Source organism: Paracoccus sp. UBA889, assembly GCA_002294185.1.
Classification (GTDB): Bacteria; Pseudomonadota; Alphaproteobacteria; order Rhodobacterales; family Rhodobacteraceae; genus Paracoccus.
Window position 1 is genome coordinate 98,628 of record DBFD01000061.1, and the last position, 19,386, is coordinate 118,013.

General features: G+C 67.8%; 16 protein-coding genes. 6 read left to right on the forward strand and 10 right to left on the reverse strand.

Annotation, left to right across the window (positions count from 1 at the left end; translation table 11 throughout):
• Window positions 1–65: 65 nt before the first annotated feature.
• Complete coding sequence (locus tag B4L36_RS12645) at window positions 66–1,133, forward strand: 2'-deoxycytidine 5'-triphosphate deaminase (RefSeq protein WP_292957849.1); 1,068 nt, start codon at window positions 66–68, stop codon at window positions 1,131–1,133.
• A 17-nt stretch (window positions 1,134–1,150) separates the two neighbouring features.
• On the opposite strand, the gene B4L36_RS12650 is transcribed toward B4L36_RS12645, so the two are convergent.
• The 8 genes from B4L36_RS12650 to B4L36_RS12685 all read right to left on the reverse strand — a co-directional run bounded on the left by B4L36_RS12650 (window position 1,151) and on the right by B4L36_RS12685 (window position 10,391).
• Window positions 1,151–2,254 (reverse strand): THUMP domain-containing class I SAM-dependent RNA methyltransferase, encoded by a 1,104-nt coding sequence (locus B4L36_RS12650; protein WP_292957852.1) that lies wholly within the window; start codon window positions 2,252–2,254, stop codon window positions 1,151–1,153.
• Between the two features lie 39 nt (window positions 2,255–2,293).
• A complete protein-coding gene (locus B4L36_RS12655; protein ID WP_292957854.1) occupies window positions 2,294–2,488 on the reverse strand; it encodes a hypothetical protein in 195 nt (64 codons plus the stop codon).
• Between the two features lie 9 nt (window positions 2,489–2,497).
• Window positions 2,498–3,181 (reverse strand): SMC-Scp complex subunit ScpB, encoded by a 684-nt coding sequence (gene scpB / locus B4L36_RS12660; RefSeq protein WP_292957857.1) that lies wholly within the window; start codon window positions 3,179–3,181, stop codon window positions 2,498–2,500.
• A gap of 1 nt (window position 3,182) precedes the next feature.
• The gene (locus B4L36_RS12665; protein ID WP_292957971.1) at window positions 3,183–3,980 is read right to left on the reverse strand and encodes a segregation and condensation protein A; all 798 of its coding nucleotides are present in this window, start codon (window positions 3,978–3,980) and stop codon (window positions 3,183–3,185) included.
• 134 nt (window positions 3,981–4,114) lie between these two features.
• Window positions 4,115–5,095 carry a beta-N-acetylhexosaminidase gene (nagZ, locus tag B4L36_RS12670; RefSeq protein WP_292957860.1) on the reverse strand — a complete coding sequence of 327 codons (981 nt, stop codon included), beginning with the start codon at window positions 5,093–5,095 and terminating at the stop codon, window positions 4,115–4,117.
• Window positions 5,095–6,237 (reverse strand): SPOR domain-containing protein, encoded by a 1,143-nt coding sequence (locus B4L36_RS12675; protein WP_292957863.1) that lies wholly within the window; start codon window positions 6,235–6,237, stop codon window positions 5,095–5,097. The genes nagZ and B4L36_RS12675 overlap by 1 nt, the downstream gene beginning before the upstream one ends.
• A gap of 69 nt (window positions 6,238–6,306) precedes the next feature.
• Window positions 6,307–8,049 (reverse strand): arginine--tRNA ligase, encoded by a 1,743-nt coding sequence (gene argS / locus B4L36_RS12680; RefSeq protein WP_292957866.1) that lies wholly within the window; start codon window positions 8,047–8,049, stop codon window positions 6,307–6,309.
• A 230-nt stretch (window positions 8,050–8,279) separates the two neighbouring features.
• Window positions 8,280–10,391: a cation:proton antiporter gene (locus B4L36_RS12685; protein ID WP_292957869.1), complete on the reverse strand. Its 2,112-nt coding sequence runs from the start codon at window positions 10,389–10,391 to the stop codon at window positions 8,280–8,282.
• A 264-nt stretch (window positions 10,392–10,655) separates the two neighbouring features.
• Between B4L36_RS12685 and B4L36_RS12690 the strand changes: the two genes are divergently transcribed.
• Both B4L36_RS12690 and lnt read left to right on the forward strand, forming a co-directional pair.
• Window positions 10,656–12,725 carry a DEAD/DEAH box helicase gene (locus B4L36_RS12690; protein ID WP_414692178.1) on the forward strand — a complete coding sequence of 690 codons (2,070 nt, stop codon included), beginning with the start codon at window positions 10,656–10,658 and terminating at the stop codon, window positions 12,723–12,725.
• 9 nt (window positions 12,726–12,734) lie between these two features.
• Window positions 12,735–14,294 (forward strand): apolipoprotein N-acyltransferase, encoded by a 1,560-nt coding sequence (gene lnt / locus B4L36_RS12695; RefSeq protein ID WP_292957871.1) that lies wholly within the window; start codon window positions 12,735–12,737, stop codon window positions 14,292–14,294.
• A gap of 60 nt (window positions 14,295–14,354) precedes the next feature.
• On the opposite strand, the gene B4L36_RS12700 is transcribed toward lnt, so the two are convergent.
• The gene (locus tag B4L36_RS12700) at window positions 14,355–14,984 is read right to left on the reverse strand and encodes a J domain-containing protein (RefSeq protein WP_292957873.1); all 630 of its coding nucleotides are present in this window, start codon (window positions 14,982–14,984) and stop codon (window positions 14,355–14,357) included.
• 81 nt (window positions 14,985–15,065) lie between these two features.
• Here B4L36_RS12700 and B4L36_RS12705 point away from each other — a divergent pair, with 81 nt between their 5' ends.
• The 3 genes from B4L36_RS12705 (at window position 15,066) to recJ (ending at window position 18,164) form a co-directional block, all read left to right on the forward strand.
• Complete coding sequence (locus B4L36_RS12705; RefSeq protein ID WP_292957876.1) at window positions 15,066–15,317, forward strand: BolA family protein; 252 nt, start codon at window positions 15,066–15,068, stop codon at window positions 15,315–15,317.
• A gap of 84 nt (window positions 15,318–15,401) precedes the next feature.
• A complete protein-coding gene (gene glpX, locus B4L36_RS12710; protein ID WP_292957880.1) occupies window positions 15,402–16,367 on the forward strand; it encodes a class II fructose-bisphosphatase in 966 nt (321 codons plus the stop codon).
• Window positions 16,368–16,427: 60 nt separating this feature from the next.
• Entirely contained in the window at window positions 16,428–18,164 is a 1,737-nt protein-coding gene (gene recJ / locus B4L36_RS12715; RefSeq protein ID WP_292957883.1) for a single-stranded-DNA-specific exonuclease RecJ, read from the forward strand.
• Between the two features lie 7 nt (window positions 18,165–18,171).
• Here recJ and B4L36_RS12720 read toward each other — a convergent pair whose 3' ends face one another.
• On the reverse strand, window positions 18,172–19,224 hold the full coding sequence (locus B4L36_RS12720; RefSeq protein WP_292957886.1) for an SGNH/GDSL hydrolase family protein: 1,053 nt from the start codon (window positions 19,222–19,224) through the stop codon (window positions 18,172–18,174).
• Between the last annotated feature and the right edge of the window lie 162 nt (window positions 19,225–19,386).

Here is a 19,386-nt window from a genome sequence, read left to right on the forward strand (position 1 = left end):
GAAAACGCCCATCCCTCCACGGGGTGGGCGTTTTCGTATCCGCCTGATCTGCAAGGAAGGATGGCATGAACGGAGTCCTGCCCGACAGCGAGATCCGGCACCTGATCGATAAGGGCGCCATCACCGCCGATCCCGCGATCCTGCCCGAACAGGTCCAGCCCGCCAGCCTGGACTTGCGGCTGGGCACGACGGCCTGTCGACTGCGCGCCAGCTTTCTGGCCGGAAAGGGCCATCGCATCAGCGACCGTCTGGCCGATTTCGGAATGCACCGGATGGATCTGTCCGGCGGTGCCGTTCTGGAACGGGGATGCGTCTATCTGGTGCCGCTGATGGAACGGCTGACCCTGCCCGATGGGCTGAGCGCCGTCGCCAATGCCAAATCCTCGACCGGGCGGCTGGATCTGCTGACCCGGCTTGTGACCGATGACGGCACCGAGTTCGATCGCCTGCCCGAAGCCTATGACGGTCCCCTTTATGCCGAAATCTGCCCGCGCAGCTTTTCGGTTCTGGTGCGCCCCGGAATGCGCCTGAACCAGCTTCGCCTGCGGCGCGGTCAGGCGGTGCTGACGGACGCCGAATTGCGCGATCTGGACGCCCGCGAGCCGCTGGTCGGCGGCAAGGCGCTGATCGACCAGGGGCTTGGCTTTTCCGTGGACCTGCGTCCCTCGGGCGGCGATCTGGTCGGCTATCGCGCGCGACCCCATAGTGGTGTCATCGACCTGGACCGGATCGGGGCCTATGACGCGCGCGATTTCTGGGATGAGTTGCGGACCGGCGACGGCCGCCTGATCCTCGACCCCGGTGCGTTCTATATCCTCGTCAGTCGCGAATCGGTCGCGATCCCCGCCGATTGCGCCGCCGAGATGGCCCCCTATCTGGCCATGGCGGGTGAATTCCGCGTTCATTACGCCGGCTTCTTCGATCCCGGCTTCGGCATCGGGGCGGCCGGCGCCGGCGCGCGCGGCGTGCTGGAGGTGCGCTGTCACGAGGCACCCTTTGCGCTGGAACATGGTCAGGTCGTCGGGCGCCTGGTCTATGAACGCATGGCCGCCCGCCCCGACCGCCTCTACGGCGCGGGCATCCGGTCGAATTATCAGGGTCAGGGCCTGAAACTTGCCAAGCAGTTCCGCTGACCGCGAATGCCGTCCGGTCACCCTCGCGGTGTCTGCCACAGCCGGACCTTCAGCCCGCCATGCGCGATGATGGGACCGGCCTCCAGCGGCAGCCCGGTCGCCCGTGCCAGCCCGGCCTCGCTGGTCACGATCCCGACCCGCCAGCCCGCAAGCCGGTCGCGAAACACCTCGCCCATGGCGGCGTGCAACCCGTATAGCGGCCCCTTGTTTCCGACCCGGGCGCCATAGGGCGGATTGACGATGACGATGCCGGGCGGTCCCTTGGGCGGCGTCAGGTCGCCAACCGGCAGGCAGGCAAAGTCGGTCCATTCCGACACGCCAGCCCGGGCGGCGTTCTGAACGCTCATCCGAATGGCACCGGCGTCGCGATCGCTTCCGTGAAAGCGGTTTTCGGGGGTTGTCGGCGCCGGGGATGCGCGCATTGCCCGCCAGGCTGCGGGATCAAAACTGGAAAGGTTTTCAAAGGCAAAGCCGCGACTGCGACCGGCGGCGAGACCGGCCGCCATCTCGGCCGCCTCGATGACGAAGGTGCCCGACCCGCACATCGGGTCGACCACGGTCTGGCTGCCATCGAACCCCATCTCGCGCAGGAACATCGCCGCCATCGTCTCGCGCATGGGGGCCTTGGCGACAGCTTGCTTGTGGCCGCGCTTGTGCAGCGATTCGCCGGTCGTATCGAGGCTGATCGTGACCAGATCGTCGTCGATCCGGACCTTCACGACGATTCCGGCATCGGCCGCGATCGGGGCGCCCAGTTCCTCGGCGATGGCGCGTTCGACCCGCTGTGCCGCCGCGCCCGCGTGATAGATGCGGCTGGCGCGGCAGACGGCATCGACCCTGACGGACAGATCGCGGCGCAGCACCGAAGCCCAGGGAAATTTCCGCGCCCGCTTGTCCAGCTGCGCCAGATGCAGCGCCCGAAAGCTGCCGATCCGCGCCAGAACCCGCGTCGCCCCGCGCAGCCAAAGATTGGCCCGCCAGACATCCGCCCAGCCGCCGCGAATCGTCACGCCGCCGGGCTGGATCTCTGGCACCCAGCCAAGCGCGCGCGCCTCGGCGGCCAAGGGCTGTTCCAGCCCCGGCGTCGCCACCAGGAAAATGTCGAAAGGATCGTCGCGCATGCGCCGAGCCCTAGCGGCTGGCGACGGAAAAGGCGAGGCTCAGCGGCCGATCCGCCGCGCCAATTTCGCCGCCTGCCGGGCACGCTTGGCGGCCTGACGGTTGGTTCTGGCCTGCTGTGGCTTCGGCGTGGCCCCCGGCTTGCGCCGCGACATGCGGTTGATGCCCTTGTTGATGCCCCAGTTCATCATGCGGCGCATGAACAGACGGGTGAACATGTTGATGAAGCCGTTCATCCTGTGACCTCACTCATCTTCGAACAGATCGTCGGCGGGAATGCCGCGGTCGATATTGTCATCCTCGGTGGCCGGCGCAAGAGGGGTGGCGATCCCCTCGCGCGGCGGCCGCGAATCCAGCAGCCCTGCCGCGCGCAACTCGGACAATCCGGGAAGATCGCGGGCCGATTCCAGGCCGAAATGGTCCAGAAATGTCTCGGTCACGACAAAGGTCGCCGGCCTGCCCGGTGTCATGCGGCGGCGGCCGACACGGACCCATTCCATCTCGATCAGCTGGTCCAGCGTGCCGCGGCTGACCGCGACGCCGCGAATTTCCTCGATCTCGGCGCGGGTGACCGGCTGGTGATAGGCGATGATCGCCAATGTCTCGACGGCAGCGCGGGACAATCGGCGCTGCTCGACCGTTTCGGTCTGCATCAGGAAGGACAGATCGGGGGCGGTGCGGAAGGCATAGCCGTCGCCGATTCGTTCCAGCGCCACGCCGCGGCCCTGATAGCGGCGGCGCAGGGCCGACACGGCCTCGGCCGGATCGCAGCCGCGCGGCAGGCGGGCGGCCAGGTCGCGAACGGTGATGGGACCGGCGGCGGCGAAAAGGATGGCTTCGACCATTCGTTCCTGCTGGTCCGGCGGCGGCGGCGGAAACTCGGGCCGGGCTTCGGCCTCGGCGTCGTCTTGCGGGGTCGGATCGGTCACGTCAGGAGCGGTCGGCTGAAGGGTTGCGGCGGAAGCTGATGGGCGCGAAGGTCCCGGCCTGGCGGATCTCCAGCTTGCCCTGCCGGGCCAGTTCCAGCGAGGCGGCAAAGGTGGCGGCGGTGGCCGAGCGGCGGCGCCTGCCGTCACCGTCCCAGCCATCGGGCAGGAAATCCGACAGGTCGGTCCAGTCGCCGGCAAAGCCGATCAGCCCGCGCATCCGGTCCAGCGCCTGTTCCATGGTGAATGTGTCGTGGCGCTCGAAGGCATAGGGGCGGAATTCCTCTTTCGTCTTCAGGCGGGCATAGGCGCGCATCAGGTCGATCAGCCCGGCCTGCCATTCGGTGCGCCGCTTGCGGGCAATGGTTTCGGGCGCGCCGCGCGCAAAGCGGCTGATGCCCAGCCGATCGCGGCCCATCAGGCGGGCTGCCGCCTCGCGCATGGCTTGCAGCCGTTCCAGCTGGAAGGCCAGATGGGCGGCCATGTCCTCGGCCGAGGGGCCCTCGGCCTCGGGGTCGGGCGGCAACAGCAGGCGCGATTTCAGGAAGGCCAGCCAGGCTGCCATGACCAGATAATCGGCGGCCAGCTCGATTCGCAGGGCGCGGGCCTTTTCCACGAAGGCCAGGTATTGTTCGGCCAGGTGCAGGACCGAGATCTTCATCAGATCGACCTTCTGGGTCCGCGCCAGGGTCAGCAGCAGGTCCAGAGGGCCTTCATAGCCGTCCACGTCGATGATCAGCGCCTCGTCCGCCCGGCGCTGCGCCACGCTGTCGAAATCATCCTCCGGCGGGCTGTCGGGCACCGGCTTCAGATAGGGAACGTCTGTCGAGGATCTGGCCAAGGGAATTCCCGTTTGCTGCGACGGGCAGACTCGGCCCAAGCCCTGCGCGAGTCAAGCGCGGCGGGCGCGCAAGGGGTATTTGTGCAACGAAGAAATCAGGCGGTCAGCGCGCGCCATTCGGCGAGCAGCGCGGCACGGTCCAGATTCCGGGGCGCACGGCGCCGGGCAAGTGCTGCATCGGCACGGCGGCGGGCGAGGGGCGTCATCGGCCCCGCGGCGGCGACCACCGGTTCCATCTGGGCCACATCGCGGTTGCAATGCAGAACCAGATCGCATCCGGCGGCGATCGAGGCCGCGGCACGGTCGGATTCGGACCCGGCGAGGGCGTTCATGGTGATATCGTCGCTCATCAGCAGGCCGTCGAAGCCGATCCGGTCGCGGATCAGCGCGATGATCCGGGCCGAGGCGGTGGCGGGGGCGTCGTCCAGGTCGGCAAAGCGGATATGGGCGGTCATGCCCATCGGCAGATCGTTGAGCGCCCTGAACGGCGCGAAATCCGTTGCGTCGAGTTCGGCCAGTGGCGCGGTGACCACGGGCAGGTCGCTGTGGCTGTCGGCGGCAGCCCTGCCATGTCCGGGCATGTGTTTCACAACCGGCAGCACTCCGGCAGCCAGCAGGCCATCGGCGGCAGCGCGGCCCAGTTCGGCGACGGTTTGCGGATCGGTTCCGAGACAGCGGTTGCGCAGGAAGGGATGAGTGTCGGGCTGCGCCACATCCAGCGTCGGCGCGCAATCCGAATCGATGCCGCAATCGCGCAATTCGCGCCCGATCAGGTAGTGTCGCAGCCACATGGCGCGCGGCCCGGCCGGGGCCTGATCCAGCGGTGCGGGCCATTCCATCCAATGCGGCGCCCGCAGGCGCTGGACGCGGCCGCCTTCCTGATCGACGGTGATCACCGCGTCGCGGCCCACGGCCTCGCGCAGATCACCGGTCAGGCGGCGCAGCTGGTCAGGGTCGTCCACGTTGCGGCCGAACAGGATGAAGCCCCACGGATCGGCTTGGCGGAAAAAGGACCGCTCGCCCGTCGTGAGGCTGGTCCCGGCGATGCCGCCGAGGATCGTCGCGTTCGGCGCCATCAGCGCGACAGCGCGATGCAGTCCGTGCCGCCCGATTTGACCGCCGAACAGAATTGGCGCGCATCGCTGATCGAGGAAAAGCCTGCCACGCGCAACCGCCAGAAGGTGCGGCCGTTCGAATCGTATTTCTGGATCACCTGCCCCTTGTCCGAGAACAGCGAGCCGAACTTGCCCGAAAGGCGGTTCCATTCGCCGTTGGCGATGGCATTGCTGTCAAAGGCGCCAAGCTGGACCAGCGGGCCGCTGCCGGTATCGACGGCCGGCTTCGCGGTCGGCTCGGCCGGGCGGCGGGCCGGGGCCGCCGGCGCCGCGTCGGTTGCCATCGTGCCGGCCGAGGCCAGACGGGTGATGCGCGGGCGCGGAGCCGGACGGGGCGAGGCCACAATGGCGCCAAGATTGGCCGCGGCCTGCGCCTGCGCCAGAGCCGCGTTGATCGCATCGGTCTGCGCGGGGACGCCGTTCTCGTCGGTCAGCGCCTCGTTGACCGATCCCTCGATCACGGGCGCGTCGATGACCGAGGAATCCTCGACCGAATCGCTGGCCACGGCAAGGCGGTTCGCTTCGGCCGCCGCCTGTTCCTCGGCCAGGGCGCGGGCCTCGCTGTCAGACATCGGCGTGATTTCCTCGCCATCGAAGCTGAGCGGCGCGTCGGGCGTATTGGCGGGATCGCGCGCCTCGGCGCCAAGCGTGCCCATCGCGACATCCTCGTCGGTCAGGCCCACCGCGGCGGGCGCGATCGCGACCGTATCGGTTCGCGCGGGTTCGGCCCCCTCGGTCACGCCGTTGACCGAATAGCCGGTGTAAGAGGTCAGCTTGCCGCCCGGATCCTCGGGCGTGGTGCGGGCATCGCCCGCGATGGCCTTGATGACCGGCACGCCCGACACATCGCGCGACACCAGTTGCCAGCCCCAGACCATCAGACCGACCATCAGCCCGACCGAGGCCACGGCGCCCAGATAATGGGTCAGCCGGGTCAACCGAACCGAAATGCCTTCCGACCCGTCGGGATCGGCCGCGAATCGGCTGTCGCCGGATACGGCATCGCCGGCGCCGTCCCAGTTGTCCTGATCGTAAGAGAATTCGCGCCGCACCTTGTGCCGCGAGAACACGTAACCGCCTTCGCGGAAATCCATTACTGCCATAGCCTGCCTGTCTGCCGGTTGATCCGACTTGCCTCGACTGCTCGTCCACTTCGGCCGGGGCGCCTTTGGTCAGCGCATTTCCTCGACCGGAGTGACGCCAAGGATACCCAGACCGGCGGAAATGACAACGCCAACCGCCCGGACCAGCGCGATTTTTGCCTGGCTCGTGGCCGAATCGCCATCCTGGACAAAGCGCAGCGACTGATCGTCATTGCCCCGGTTCCACAGCGAATGCAGGTCGGACGCGATCTCGTAGAGGAAAAACGCGATCCGATGCGGCTCGTGCGCGCGGGCGGCATGTTCGACAAGGCGTGGCCATTCGGCAACTTTCCGGGCCAGGTCAAGTTCTGATTGATGGGCCAGTTTCGACAGATCGGCGTCCGCAAGGGCCGAATCCGAGACGTCGATGCCAACCTCTGTCGCGCGGCGCAGGACCGAACTGACCCGCGCGCTGGCATACTGGACATACCAGACCGGGTTGTCCCGGGATTGTTCCAGCACCCTGGCAAAGTCGAAATCCAGCGCCGCGTCGTTCTTGCGCGTCAGCATGATGAAACGGGTCACATCCGAACCTGCCTCTTCGACGACATCGCGCAGGGTGACGAAGGTGCCCGCCCGCTTGGACATCTTGAAGGGCTCGCCGTTCCGGAACAGCTTGACCAGCTGGATCAGCTTGATGTCCAGCGGCACGCGGCCGTTCGACAATGCCTTCACCGCGGCGTTCATCCGCTTGACATAGCCGCCGTGATCGGCGCCGAACACGTCGATCAACTGATCGAAGCCCCGGTCGATCTTGTCCCAGTGATAGGCGATGTCGGGGGCGAAATAGGTCCAGGCGCCATCCGATTTCTGGATCGGCCGATCCACGTCGTCGCCATGGGCGGTCGATCTGAAAAGCAGTTGTTCGCGCGCCTCCCAATCCTCGGGCAGTCGGCCCTTGGGCGGCTCCAGCACGCCGCGATAGATCAGGCCCAAGCTGTCCAGGCGCTTGATCGCCGCCTCGATCCTGCCGCTGCCGTAAAGCGCCTTTTCGCTGGAATAGATGTCCATCCGGACGCCCAGCAGGGCCAGATCCTGGCGGATCATCCCCATCATCGCCTCGGTCGCGAAATCGCGCACCTCGGCCAGCCATTCCTCCTCGGGGCGCTCCAGCAGGCTGTCGCCGTATCTGTCCTTCAGCGCCTCGCCAACCGCAATCAGGTAATCGCCGGGATACAACCCTTCGCGGATTTCCGGTTCCAGCCCATTGGCCTCGCGGTAACGCTCATAGGCCGAGCGGGCCAGCACATCGACCTGCGCGCCGCCGTCGTTGATGTAATATTCGCGTGTCACCTCGTGGCCGGAAAAGGCCAGCAGATTGGCCAGCGCGTCGCCAAAGACCGCGCCGCGGACATGGCCCACATGCATCGGGCCGGTCGGGTTGGCGCTGACGAATTCGACATTGACCTTGTGGCCCGCGCCGATGCCGGAACGGCCGAAATCGCGGCCCGCGCGGATTGCCGTCCTGACCACACCCTGCCAGACCGAGGGCGCGAGGCGCAGGTTCAGAAAGCCCGGTCCCGCCACCTCGGCGCCTGCGATGCGGGGATCGGTCAGCCGGGCGGCCAGTTTTTCGGCGATCTCGCGCGGCTTCATGCCGGCGGGCTTGGCCAGCACCATCGCGGCATTGGTCGCCATGTCGCCATGGGCCGGATCGCGCGGCGGCTCGACCGTGACATTGGCGGTGTCGAGACCGGCAGGCACTTCGCCCGCCCCGGCCATCTGGTCCAGCGCCTCGATGACGATACCGCGAAGATCGGTGAAAAGGTTCATGATCGGCTTCCTGACATTCAGCCTGCCGGTTATCGCCTGCGGATATGGAAGGTCAACAGCGGTGGCCGAAGCGCGCCAGGAAGCAGGGGCATCTGTCGGCGATCCCGGCATCGGAAACGCGCCCACCGGTCCCGGTCAGGGGGCGATGCGCGGCCGGACGACACCCGCCGCGCCGGGATTGCGGTCGGGGGATCCGCGACCGGGACGGGAATGCCCGCCCGGTCGGATCGTCAGTCCTGCGAATCCCGATCCTTTCGGTCTTTCGGCCGTTCCTCGTCCTCCAGCGCCGCATCCGGATCGGGCTGGCTGCTGTGATCCTCATCGCTGTCCGGATCGGCGACCTTGCCCTGGGTCTCGATCAGTTCGGAATCATCTTGCATATCCTCGCGCAGCTCTTCGGCCTCCTGCCCCGATTCGCCGCCCTTGACGCTGCCATTGCCCTGACCGCGCTTGACGGCCTCGGCCTCGTCGCGGGCGATCCGGCGGGCCTTTTCCTGCGGTTTGGCCTGCGCCTCGTTCTCGCGCGCGATCTGGTCGGCGATGTCGGGCGGCAGAAGCGACACGATCCGCACCCCCGCCTTGTCCACGACATCGCTGTCGGGATCGGTGACGAACCACAGCTTGCCGTCCTGCACGACCGCCAGCGGGATCGCGCCCTCGCGCACCGCACGCCAGTCGTCCAGCCGGTATTCCTCGGTCAGGCGCGTGGTGCGGAAAATCCAGCCCTCGGCCAGAAGTTCCAGATACTCGGCCAGCGTGCGGTTGCCGTCGATGGTCTGCCCGCCCAGTTGCGAGGGCAGCGCATGCCGGGCGCGATCTTCCTTGTGGCGGGCAAGCTGCCAGATCGCCTCGCGACCGAATTCCGGTGCGAGATCGGTGGCGACCAGCGTGTTGTAGGCGTCGTTGTCGGATGCCGAGAGGATCCCCGAATAGGTGATGAACTCGACGTTGCTTTCCGCCGCCTCGCCCAGAATGTCGCCATAGAAGGTGGGAATGTTCTGGGCCCGCGCGGTGCGCAGATGATCGCGGTTGGTGTCGGTGATCAGCACGTTCACCTCGGCCTTTTCCAGCGCCTTTGCCAGGCCCGTCGCGAACAGCGAGCCGCCGACGATCATCAGGCCCGGCTTCTCGCCCGAGGTCAGGCCCAGCCGCCGCGCCAGCGGCGCAAGGGTGAAGCCGTGCAGCACGACCGTCACCAGCACCAGCACGAAGGCCAGCGGCGCGATCTGCGCGCCGTCGTCGATCCCCGCCGATACCAGATTCTCGCCGAAGATGCCCGAGACGGCGACCAGCACCACCCCGCGCGGCCCGGTCAGGGCGATCAGAAACCGTTCGGGCAGGGTCAGGTTCGATCCGATCAGCGAGATCAGGACCGTCAGCGGCCGCGCCACCAGCACCACCAGCGCGACGAAGATGCCCGCGCGCAGCCAGTTCAGTTGCGCCAGCGTGTCGAATTCCACACCCGCCGCAAGAAGGATGAACACCCCCGAAACCAGCAGGATCGTCGCATGTTCCTTGAAGCGGTGCAGTTCGTGATAGCTGGGCAGATCGGCATTCGCGACGACCAGCCCCATGACCGTCACCGCCAGCAGCCCGCTTTCCTGCAACAGCGTGTCCGATACCGCGAAGATCGCCAGCACGGCGACGAAAAGCAGCGGAACCTTCATGTATTCGGGCACCCAGCCGCGCCGGAAGGCCTGCACCAGCATGTAGCCCGCCACGGCCCCGATCAGCGCCGCGAAGCCGACGCCCAGAACCAGTTGTCCGATGGCCTCGCCGGCGGTGACACCGGTGCGATAGACCAGCACGATTTCCAGCGCGATGACGCCGACAAGGGCGCCGATCGGGTCGTTGACGATGCCTTCCCATTGCAGGACCTGCGCCGGCCGCGAGGTCAGCCTGGCCTGTCGCAGCAGGGGCGCGATGACCGTGGGTCCGGTGACGATCATGACCCCGCCGAAGACGATGGCCGATTCCCAGCCCAGCCCGGCACCGAAAACCAGCGCAAGCGACGACAGGATCCAGCCCAGCGGCGCCCCGATATAGACCAGCCGCCTGACGCCCGGCCGGGCATCGGCCAGCTTTTTCAGGCTCAGCGTCAGGCCCCCCTCGAACAGGATCACGGCAACGGCCAGCGCGATCATCGGCTTGATCAGATCGCCGATATCGCGGGCCGGCACGAAAATTCCCGTGACCGGGCCCAGCAGCAACCCGGCGGCCAGCATCAGCACGATCGCGGGCAGGCGGAACCGCCATGCCAGCCATTGCGCGCCCACCCCCGCGATACCGACCACGGCGAAGGCCTGGATCGGGCTCAGCCCGCCGGTCACGTCCATCTCCATTCCTGTCCCTCGTTCTGTGCGCCGGTGTCCCGCGTCCAAGCGTCTGCCGGCCGAAAGGTTCCCTGTCGACTGCCATTGTGGCAGGTTTTCGGCCGGAAAGATTGACCTTCCTGCCCGGTTGGTTTAGGCGAGGCGGGTCCGCATCCGGCGGAACGACCGAAGGGGCGTGCGGAACTGCGTCCCATGACAGCCGACTGATGCGCCATTCGGGCGCACGGCATGGAACGCGGCGCGCGATTGGCGCGGCCAATGGAAAGCCCCCGCATGACGAAATTCTCCGATCTGAAAATCGACCCCAAGGTTCTGAAGGCCATCGAAGAGGCCGGCTACGAGAACCCGACACCCATCCAGGAAGGGGCCATTCCGCCCGCGCTGGAAGGCCGCGACGTTCTGGGCATCGCCCAGACCGGCACCGGCAAGACTGCCAGCTTCACCCTGCCGATGATCACGCTGCTGGGTCGTGGTCGGGCCCGCGCGCGGATGCCGCGGTCGTTGGTCTTGTGCCCGACGCGCGAACTGGCCGCGCAGGTGGCCGAAAATTTCGATACCTATGCCAAGCACACCAAGCTGACCAAGGCCTTGCTGATCGGCGGCGTCAGCTTTGCCGAACAGGACAAGCTGATCGATCGCGGCGTCGATGTGCTGATCGCCACGCCGGGCCGCCTGCTGGACCATCACGAACGCGGCAAGCTGCTGTTGACCGGCGTGCAGATCATGGTCGTGGACGAGGCCGACCGGATGCTGGACATGGGCTTCATCCCCGATATCGAACGCATCTTCCAACTGACCCCCTTCACCCGCCAGACGCTGTTCTTCAGCGCCACGATGGCGCCCGAGATCGAACGGATCACCAACACCTTCCTGCACGCCCCCGAACGGATCGAGGTTGCCCGCCAGGCCACCGCCAGCGAAACCATCACCCAGAAGCTGATCCAGTTCACGCCCACCCGCAAGGATCAGGCCGCCAAGCAGAAGCGCGAATTGCTGCGCGCCCTGATCGATGCCGAGGGTCTCGCGACCGAAACCGGCGGGCTGAAGAACGCGATCATCTTCTGCAACCGCAAGACCGATGTGGACATCGTCGCCAAGTCGCTGGCCAAATACGGCTATGATGCCGCCCCGATCCACGGCGATCTGGAACAGAGCCACCGCACCCGGACCCTGGACAGTTTCCGCGACGGCAGCCTGAAACTGCTGGTCGCCTCGGACGTGGCGGCACGCGGGCTGGACATTCCGGCGGTCAGCCATGTGTTCAATTTCGATCTGCCCAGCCATGCCGAGGATTATATCCATCGCATCGGCCGCACCGGCCGGGCGGGCCGTCAGGGCACCGCCATCAGCCTCGCCACGCCCTCGGACGAGAAATATCTTTCGGCCATCGAAAGCCTGGTAAAGCAAAGCCTGCCGCGCGCCGAGGCGCCAACGGGATTTTCGCTGACGGACGCGGCGCCATCCTCGTCTCGCAGGGATGGCGACGACCGCGGTCGCGGGGGGCGCGGCCGAAGCCGCAGCCGTCGCGGCGGCGAGGATCGCCCGCGCGAGGACAGCCCGCGCGTCGATCAACCCGAGAAGACGCGCGCGCCAGAGGCCGAAACCGCACCGCAGCAGCCCGAACGCCGCGAACAATCCGGCCAGCAGGACCGGCGCGACGACCGGCGCGGAGGACGCAGGGGCCGCGGCGAGGATCGCGGCCAGCCGGTGCAGGGCATGGGCGATCACGTTCCGGACTTCATGCTGGTGCCGATCCGGTCGGCGCTGGACAGCGCCACCCGTGACGAGCCCCCGGCAACCAGCGACGACGATGCCGGGAAACCGCAGGAACAGCCCCGGCCAAAGCGCAGCCGGCGCCGCAAATCCTCGACCGCCGAGGCCGAGACGGCGACCGGGCCCGCGTCGCCCGAGCAGCCGGAGGAATCGGCGCCGCCGACGGAGGCCATGGTCGAAACGCCGGCCGAGACACCCGCGGCGGCCGAAGCCCCCGCCGAGGCACAGGCAGAAACGCCGGACGACAAGCCGAGGAAAACCCGTCGCAAGGCTGCGGCCGCCAAGTCCGAGACCGCCGAGGCGGCGGCGGACGCGCCAAAACCGCGCCGCAGCCGCGCCAAGACCGCAAAGAAGGACAGCGCGGCCGAGGACGATACCGGCGCCGCGGACAGCGACTCGGCCGCGAAACCGGCGCGCAGCCGCCGCAAGAAGGCCGACCCTGCCGCAGAGGCCGAGGCCGAGCCGGCCAAGCCCGGGGCCGAGGAGACGCCCATGCCCAAGCCCAGGCGGCCCCGCCGCAAGAAGGCCGATGCCCCCGCAACCGGGGACAATGCCGACGCTGACGCCTGAGCCTCGACGATGCGCGACCGCCTGACCCCGCCGCGCCTGCGCTCTGGCCGGCGACCGCCGCTGCGCCAGCTTCTGCCCGATCTGGCGCTTGGCATGATCGCGTCGCTGGGCCTTGCGCCCTTCGATGTCTGGGGGCTGGCTCCGGTGGCCTTCGCGATCCTGATCTGGCGCGCCTGCCGCGCCAACCCGCAGGCCGCGTTCTGGCATCTGCTGGCGGCGGGGCTGGGCTGGTTCGGCCTGGGCATGAGCTGGATCGTCGAGCCTTTCCTGGTCGAACCCGAGATCTATGGCTGGATGGCGCCTTTCGCGCTGATCCTGATGGCGCTTGGCGGCGCCCTGTTCTGGGCCATTCCCGGCTGGCTGGCCGCACTTGCCGCACCCGGCTGGCGCAGCCGCAGCCTGACCATCGCGGCGGCGCTGGTTCTGTCGGACTGGCTGCGCGGCTGGCTTTTCACCGGCCTGCCCTGGAACCTGGTCGGGCATACCTGGATCTCGACCCCGATTGCGCAGATCGCCTCGAGCACGGGCGCCATCGGGCTGTCGGCGATAACGATGGCGCTTGCCGTCCTGCCCGCAGCGCTGTGGCGACCCTTCGAACGCCGCGCGACCGGTTTCCTGCCGGGCATCGGGCTGGCAATCCTTGCAACCGGCGGGCTTTGGGCTCTGGGCCTGAACCGGCTGTCGCGCCCCCTGCCGCCCGATACCGATTTCACCATCCGGATCGTCCAGCCCGATGCCGAACAAAAGCTGAAATGGGACCCGGAATGGTCCGCGGTCTTTTTCCGCCGCCTGCTGGATCTGTCGGCCGAGCCGGGCCCCCGCGATCTTGTGATCTGGCCCGAGACGGCGGTGAATTTCCTGCTGAACGATGCCGAGGGCGTGCTGCCGGTCCTGGCCGGGTCAGCGGGTGCCCCATTGGTCACCGGCATCCAGCGGCGAGAGGGCGGCCGCTATTTCAACAGTCTCGTCGCGCTGGACGCGCAGGGCAGACCCGAAGCGGTCTACGACAAGTTCCACCTGGTGCCCTTTGGCGAATACATTCCCTGGGGCGATGCGCTGGCAAGGTTCGGCATCTCGGCCTTTGCAGCGCAATCGGGACGCGGCTATTCGTCCGGCTCCGGCCCGGCCTCGATGCAGGCCGGCAAGCTGCCGCCCTTTCAGCCCCTGATCTGCTACGAGGCGATCTTTCCCCAGCATCTTCGCGGTCTGGACAATCGTCCGGCATGGTTGTTGCAGGCCACGAATGACGGCTGGTTCGGCCGCTTCCTGGGTCCGTATCAGCATCTTGCCCAGGCCCGCCTGCGCAGCATCGAATCCGGATTGCCGATGATGCGCGCGGCCAATACCGGCGTCAGCGCCGTGATCGATGCCCGCGGCGCGGTTCGCCAGTCCCTTGGCCTTGGCGTCGCCGGCAAGATCGACGCCAAGCTGCCCGGCGCGCTGCCGCCGACCGTCTGGATCAGGTGGGGCTCGATGCCGGTGGTGGTGCTGGTGGCGCTGGTGCTGCTGATGGCGGCCGCCGCGCCCCGGCTGTTCCGTCGCAAGGGGGGCGCCGCCCCCCGTCGCTGACGCGTCCCCCCCCGGAGGTATCTGGAAAGAGGGCGAGGGACCGGCGCGGCGTGATCCGCCTCAGTCGCGGAAATACCGGCTGTCCTTGACCTGATCCCAGGCCCAGACGACCTCGGCCAGACGATCCTCGTCCGAGCGGTCACCGCCATTCATGTCCGGATGCAGATCCTTGACCAGCGACTTGTACTGGCGGCGAATTTCGGTCCGTGACCAGCCGTCGCGGGCTTCAAGGATTTCCAGCGCCTTGCGTTCGGCCGGCGGCAGTTTGCGGGCCGCGACCCGGGCGCGGGCCTCGGGCGCGGTGCCGTTGGCACCCAGGATCTCGTGCGGGTCGCTGACGCCGTGGCGAGCCCATTTCTGTTCCTCGGCGGCGCGGCCGAAGGGTTTCGTCGGCCTTTCCCAGACCGTCGCATTGTCGATGAACTGCTGGAATTCCTCTTCCGACTGGCCCTGGAAATAGTTCCAGTTGGCGTTGTATTCCCGCACATGTTCCTTGCAGAACCAGAAATAATCATCAAGGTTGCGCGGGTTCTTGGGCGCCCGGTATTGCCCCGCCTCGTCACATCCTTCCCGTTCGCAGATGCGGGTCGAGGTTTCGAAGGCGCCCGACATGCCGCGGCGTCCCTTGTTCTTGCGCTTCTTGTCCTTCGCGGCCGAAATGTCGAATCCGAAGGGGTCTTTGCTGCTCATTCTCGGGCACCTTTGCGACTCGGAGGCGGCAGTTTAGGCTATTTCGGGCGACATGAAAGGTCTTGACGAAAGGATGTGCGGATGATCGCGGACGAGATGCGCAACAGGCTGGAAGCTCTGCGCCCCGAACGGCTGGAGATCGTGGACGACAGCGAATCCCATCGCGGACATGCGGGTTTTCGCGAGGGCGGCGAGAGTCATTTTCACATCCGAATGACCGCGGCCGCCTTTGCCGGGCTGAGCCGGATCGAGCGGCACCGGCTTGTTCACCGCACGCTGGGCGATATCGTGCCGCGGATCCACGCCCTGTCGCTGGATCTGGCCGAGGCCTGAGCGCTGTTAGCGCCGTCAAGGCTTGCCCGCCCGGCGAGCGCCGCGTAGAAGCCCAGCGACGAGGCAGGTGACGAGGAACCGATCATGAATGCGCCCGGGGATTTCAACGACCGCATGCTGTCCCTGGGATTGGCCCGCGTCAGTGAGGCGGCGGCCCATGCCTCGGCCCTGCTGATCGGGCGCGGCGACGAAAAGGCCGCTGATCAGGCCGCCGTCAATGCCATGCGCGATCAGCTGAACATGCTGGACATCAGGGGCGTGGTCGTCATCGGCGAGGGCGAGCGCGACGAGGCGCCGATGCTGTATATCGGCGAAGAGGTCGGCACCGGTCAGGGGCCGCAGGTGGATATCGCGCTGGACCCGCTGGAGGGCACGACGCTGACCGCCAAGGACATGCCGAACGCGCTGACGGTGATCGCGATGGCGCCGCGTGGAACCCTGCTTCATGCGCCTGACGTCTACATGGACAAGCTGGCCATCGGGCCGGGCTATGACAAGGATGTGGTCAGCCTCCGGATGAGCCCGGCCGAACGGGTTCGGGCGCTGGCCCGTGCGCGGGCCTGCCGCGACAGCGACATCACCGTCTGCATCCTCGAGCGTCCGCGCCACGAGGAAATGATCGCCGAGGTTCGCGAGACGGGCGCCGCGATCCGGCTGATCACCGATGGCGACGTGGCGGGGGTCATCCACACCGCCGAGGCCGAATTGACCGGGATCGACATGTATATGGGCTCCGGCGGCGCCCCCGAGGGGGTTCTGGCCGCATCGGCGCTGAAATGCATGGGCGGACAGATGTGGGGTCGGCTGCTGTTTCGCAACGAGGACGAGCGCGGCCGCGCACGCAAGGCCGGGATCAGCGATTTCGACCGCATCTATACCCGCGACGATCTGGTGACGGCGGACGTGATCTTCGCCGCGACCGGGGTGACGAACGGCTCGATCGTGCGCGGCGTTCACACCCGGCCCGGCTATATCGAGACCGAGACGATCCTGATGCGGTCCAAGACCGGCTCGGTCAGGCGGATGCTGTATCGCAACCCGGTAAGGTAGGCCGCGCCGCCCGGCCCCGGGCCCGCCTGGGGAGGATTTCTGCAAGTCGAAAGGAGCCGCGTGGCGTTTCTGGGGATCGAGCAATCGCTGAGCGGGCGGCGCTGGATCGGTCCGGATGCCGCGTTGGAGCGGCTGGCCGAGGGGCTGGCGCAGAAGTCCGCCCTGCCGCTGGCGGTGGCGCGGGTTCTGGCCGAACGCGGAATCGAGGCCGGCGCCCACGAGGCCTTTCTGACGCCGAGGCTGCGCGATCTTCTTCCCGATCCCTTGACCCTGCGCGACATGGAGACGGCGGCCGAGCGGATCGTGGCGGCTGCTGTCGGCGGACAGCGGATCGCGATCTTCGCCGATTACGATGTCGATGGCGGCACCTCGGCCGCGCTGCTGCTGGACTGGCTGCGGCGACAGGGCCGGGACGCGACCCTCTATGTCCCCGACCGGATCGACGAGGGCTATGGTCCGAACGCGCCGGCGATCGAGGCACTGGCCGCCGCGCATGATCTGATCATCTGTGTCGATTGCGGCACGCTGAGCCATGATGCGCTTGCCGCCGCCGGGCGCCGCGACGTGATCGTGCTGGACCACCATCTGGGCGGCGAGACCCTGCCCCCCGCGCTGGCCGTGGTGAACCCGAACCGGGCGGACGAGGACGGATCGCTGGGCCATCTCTGCGCCGCCGGCGTGGTCTTCCTGACGCTGGTTCAGGCCGGGCGCGTGCTGCGCCGGATGGGCCGGCCCGAGCCCGATCTGCTGTCGATGCTGGATCTGGTGGCGCTGGCGACGGTGGCGGACGTGGCGCCCCTGGTGGGGGTCAACCGGGCTTTCGTGAGGACCGGGCTGGCGATCATGGCACGGCGACAGCGGCCGGGACTGGTTGCGCTGTCCGACGTGGCGCGGCTGGACGGGCCGCCCAACAGCTTTCACCTGGGTTTCCTTCTGGGCCCACGGATCAATGCCGGGGGGCGCGTCGGGCGCGCCGATCTGGGCGCGCTGTGCCTGTCGGCGACCGATCCCGTCGAGGCCGGGCGGCTGGCCGCGGATCTGGACGGGCTGAACCGCGATCGCCGCGCGATCGAGGCGGCGGTGCGCGACGAAGCCTTGGCCCAGGTCGAGGCGCGCGGCGATGCGCGCCTGTCATGGGCGGCCGGCGATGGCTGGCATCCGGGCGTCGTGGGCATCGTCGCGGCGCGGGTCAAGGAGGCCAGCGACCTGCCCTCGGTCGTGATCGGGATCGAGGGCGGAATCGGAAAGGGATCGGCCCGTTCGGTTCCCGGCGTCGACCTGGGCCGTGCGGTCCAGCGGCTGGCGCAGGAGGGCCTGCTGCTGAAAGGTGGCGGGCACGCGATGGCCGCCGGTCTGACGGTCGAGGCCGCCCGTATTCCCGACGCGATGGCACGGCTGGCCGACCTGATCGAGCGCGATCTGTCGCAGCGCAGCGGCAGCCGCGACCTGCGCGTTTCGGGGCTGCTGGAGGGCGCGGGGGCCACGCCGCAGATGTTCCGCCAACTCGAAGATGCCGGACCCTATGGCCAGGCCGCCCCGGCGCCCCGTTTCGCCTTTGCCGACCAGTTGATCGACAGCGCCGCGACCATGGGCGACAGCCATCTGCGGCTGTCCTTCCGCAGCCCCGGCGGGCCCTCGCTGGAGGCCGTGGCCTGGGGCGCGATGAACGGCCCCCTCGGGCCCGCGCTGATCGGTGCGAAGGGCCGGCGCTTTCATCTGGCGGGCAAGTTGGAATTGTCCACCTGGGGCGGGCGCGAAAGATTGCGGTTGCGGCTGGACGACGCGGCCCCGGTCTAGCCGCGGGTCAGGCGCATCCCGTTCCGCCTTCGCGGCATTGTCCACGATTTTCGGTCATGACGGCGACCAGCCGCGCTTCGCGACCCGAACGATCCTGCGGATCGGGTTCGGACAGGAACCAGAAATCGGCCAGCACCCTGCCCGGTTCGTCCGACCAGCCGATCCGCAGGATCTCCGGGCCGTCATGCGCGAAAGAGCGCCCGGTCACGGCTTCCGGAGAGATGAATTTCAGCATCGTGCGATTGAAATCCCGGTCGGCGAAGGCCACCGAAACCTGATCGGACGCGCCCTGGAACGTCAGGTTCCAGACCCCGCCCTGCCGCGTCGTGGTCACGAACAGCCCGACAATCCTGCCGGGGCCGGGCAGCCGGACCTGAACGCCGTCCGGACCCGGATCCCACGTCGTGACGCGTCCCACGGCGCTGTTTTCCAGAACGCCCCGCCCGGCCCCCGGAAAATCCGTCACGAGGCGGATCGAGGGCAGATCGGCGCCGGGATGGTGGGGCACCCTGCCGCGCCGGATCAGATCCAGCGCCCCGGCGACGATGTGGCCGAAAACCGCCGGATCATTCGCGTAATGCAGATAGTCCTGGTAAAACTCCACTGGCAGCGTCGCGCTGTCGGGATGGACGGCGAGATAGGCTTCATCGACATCGAAATAGGGGATGCCGCTTGCCCCGAACAGATCGTGCAGCGCGGCACGATAGGGCGATTTCCGCCGGATTTGCGAGGGTCGGCGCGGCTGGAAGATCATCGGCGCGAAGACGACGCCGCGATCCGCGCAGATCGCAATGATCTGACGCAAGACCCCGATCATCTCGTCAACCGTATAGCCGGCATTCCGGATATAGAGCGCGTCGTTGATGCCATAGGCCCAGATAAGGACGTCGCCGCGCCCCATGCCGGTTTCGCGCATCGCCCGCAGCAAGCTCATATGCGAGGGCGCGCCGCCGATCGAGATGTTGCGCACCTCGGCCGGCGTGTCGGGATGGGCGATCAATCCGGCGACCCAGCCATCGCGACGGACCGAATTGGAATCGCCCGAGACGAAGATCGTCATCCGCTCCTCTCCTTGCCGTGGCGGCCCATCCTGTCGTCGGCGAGCCGCGCGGGACCGGCACTGGTTCGTGCGCGTAAGCGGTCGGCCAGAGGAAATCAACAGCCGCGCCCGCTCTGGTCAGTCGGACAAGGCGCCGCTAGGCTTCGACCGACATCGCAAAGG

Excerpts from the sequence above, each read along its gene's own strand:
- B4L36_RS12645 (WP_292957849.1), top strand. The coding sequence starts at position 66 with ATGAACGGAGTCCTGCCCGACAGCGAGATCCGGCACCTGATCGATAAG.
- argS (WP_292957866.1), bottom strand. The coding sequence starts at position 8,049 with ATGAACCTTTTCACCGATCTTCGCGGTATCGTCATCGAGGCGCTGGAC.
- B4L36_RS12720 (WP_292957886.1), bottom strand. The coding sequence starts at position 19,224 with ATGACGATCTTCGTCTCGGGCGATTCCAATTCGGTCCGTCGCGATGGC.
- B4L36_RS12705 (WP_292957876.1), top strand. The coding sequence starts at position 15,066 with ATGATCGCGGACGAGATGCGCAACAGGCTGGAAGCTCTGCGCCCCGAA.
- B4L36_RS12700 (WP_292957873.1), bottom strand. The coding sequence starts at position 14,984 with ATGAGCAGCAAAGACCCCTTCGGATTCGACATTTCGGCCGCGAAGGAC.
- B4L36_RS12675 (WP_292957863.1), bottom strand. The coding sequence starts at position 6,237 with ATGGCAGTAATGGATTTCCGCGAAGGCGGTTACGTGTTCTCGCGGCAC.
- B4L36_RS12690 (WP_414692178.1), top strand. The coding sequence starts at position 10,656 with ATGACGAAATTCTCCGATCTGAAAATCGACCCCAAGGTTCTGAAGGCC.
- B4L36_RS12650 (WP_292957852.1), bottom strand. The coding sequence starts at position 2,254 with ATGCGCGACGATCCTTTCGACATTTTCCTGGTGGCGACGCCGGGGCTG.
- lnt (WP_292957871.1), top strand. The coding sequence starts at position 12,735 with ATGCGCGACCGCCTGACCCCGCCGCGCCTGCGCTCTGGCCGGCGACCG.
- nagZ (WP_292957860.1), bottom strand. The coding sequence starts at position 5,095 with ATGGCGCCGAACGCGACGATCCTCGGCGGCATCGCCGGGACCAGCCTC.
- glpX (WP_292957880.1), top strand. The coding sequence starts at position 15,402 with ATGAATGCGCCCGGGGATTTCAACGACCGCATGCTGTCCCTGGGATTG.
- B4L36_RS12655 (WP_292957854.1), bottom strand. The coding sequence starts at position 2,488 with ATGAACGGCTTCATCAACATGTTCACCCGTCTGTTCATGCGCCGCATG.
- B4L36_RS12685 (WP_292957869.1), bottom strand. The coding sequence starts at position 10,391 with ATGGAGATGGACGTGACCGGCGGGCTGAGCCCGATCCAGGCCTTCGCC.